Annotated in this window: 2 protein-coding genes; one reads left to right on the plus strand and one right to left on the minus strand. The window is 23.8% G+C overall.

Annotation, left to right across the window (positions count from 1 at the left end):
* Nucleotides 1–131 precede the first annotated feature (131 nt).
* On the minus strand, nt 132–728 hold the full coding sequence (rpsD, locus tag OL66_RS03045) for a 30S ribosomal protein S4 (protein WP_034172419.1): 597 nt from the start codon (nt 726–728) through the stop codon (nt 132–134).
* Nucleotides 729–1,349: 621 nt separating this feature from the next.
* On the opposite strand from rpsD, the gene OL66_RS03050 reads away from it, so the two are divergent.
* Entirely contained in the window at nt 1,350–1,742 is a 393-nt protein-coding gene (locus OL66_RS03050) for a hypothetical protein (protein ID WP_156956359.1), read from the plus strand.
* Nucleotides 1,743–1,874: the final 132 nt, after the last annotated feature.

Below are 1,874 nucleotides of genomic sequence, written 5' to 3' on the forward strand. Positions count from 1 at the left end.
GTTATCTTAATTATGGATTATTAATAAATAAATTATTTTTGGTTGTTTTTTATTATACAATGACAACTAATTAAATACTATTTTATATATTCCAAATACACAAAAAAACACCCTATTAAAGGGCGTTTAAGTTATCTATTATAATATTCAACTATTAATTGTTCGTTAATATCTGGTAAAAATTCGTTTCTTTGAGGGTATCTTACATATTTACCCACCAATTCTTTATCTAAAGAAACATAATCTGCGCGAACAAACTTACTATTTACAGCTTCTTGGACAATATTTAGATTTTTAGATTTTTCTCTTAAAGTAACTGTTTGCCCTGGTTTTAAACGATAAGAAGCAATATCTACTTTTTTTCCATCTACTAAAATATGACCGTGATTAGCTAATTGTCTTGCTTGAGCTCTTGTTTTGGCAAATCCTAAACGATAAACTACATTATCAAGACGAGATTCTAATAGTACTAAAAACATTTCACCATGAATCCCTTTTAGTTTGCTTGCATTATCAAAAGTTTTGCGAAATTGCTTTTCTGATACGCCGTAAGTAAAACGTAATTTTTGTTTTTCTTGCAATTGAAGCCCATAATCACTTAATTTAACTTTTTTTTGACCGTGTTGTCCTGGACCATAAGCTCTTTTGCGTAATTCTTTTCCAGTTTCTGAAACCGAATAATTAAGGCGTCTTGAAACTTTCCAAAGTGAACCTGTATAACGTGACATTTGTAAACTCTCCTTTTTTAAGGTAAGTTTGTGTAACCAAATAATTAATAATCGCCTGCTTTCTTTTCTTTCTTAAACAGCAAAGAATTACTTAGAAAAGCCTCTAAAAGGCAAGGGATTAGTTTAATTATTTTAGCTACATCTGTTTTACCATCACTAATATTTTATAAAAAAAAGATGAAATAGTCAAGTATTTTAGTGATTTTCTTTTAATTTTAGTTAATTTGGAAGATGTTTTTTTATTTATAGTTAGTTATTTGGATATAAAAACCCCAAACTAAGTAAATAGTTTGAGGTTGTAATTATAAATGATGTTTTATTATTTTGCAGTTAATGAATTATTTTTTATATTTTGTTTTGATTCTAATTGTTCTTCTAATAATATTTTTTCTTTTAACAATTTATTATTAGGTAAATAAACAAATAGCAAATAGCAACTAACTATCAATACAAAAAGAATAAAATCATAATAAATCAATAAATAATTTATCTTGGGAAATATTTAATGTTTATGATGAACCTTTATTAGAAGGCACAATATATAATTATATAAGAGGATATGGAACACATTTTATTTCTGTATTTTTTTCTATTATTACATTGTTTTTATTTGGATTACTTATGTTAAGGCAAGAATTACTTTTTAAATGTTTGTTTGTGGTTTGCTATTTTGTTATAGGTTTATTGACTTTTAGGATATATGTAGCTGTAGAAATGTTTGAACATAAACGCTATTATCCTTTAAAAAAAGAAGAAATAAAAAAATTACAAATAATAGGTGTTTTGCCAAAAGATATTAATCAAATTTTAAAAAAGACTTTATTATTCAATTTTGATAAATTGGAAATAATTGGAGAAGCTATAATTAATTCTATATTTTATATCATTTTACTTTGGCTTTTTTTATTTATACCTAAAAATATAAAATGGTTTACAAATATATCTGATTTTTTTTATTATTTATCTTTAATAATAATATCTGTTGTTTGGGCTGTTATCATTAGATATTTATGAAACAAAACAATTATTAATAAATTTATGAAATTATATCAAAAACAATTATTTAAATAATCATTTATCATATCTTAAATTTCAATCAATAATGAAGGCTAACTTTTTGAAAGTTAGCCTTTTAATAATAACAAA

This window comes from Chrysanthemum yellows phytoplasma, assembly GCF_000803325.1.
GTDB lineage: Bacteria > Bacillota_I > Bacilli_A > Acholeplasmatales > Acholeplasmataceae > Phytoplasma > Phytoplasma asteris.

Excerpts from the sequence above, each read along its gene's own strand:
- rpsD (WP_034172419.1), bottom strand. The coding sequence starts at position 728 with ATGTCACGTTATACAGGTTCACTTTGGAAAGTTTCAAGACGCCTTAAT.
- OL66_RS03050 (WP_156956359.1), top strand. The coding sequence starts at position 1,350 with ATGTTAAGGCAAGAATTACTTTTTAAATGTTTGTTTGTGGTTTGCTAT.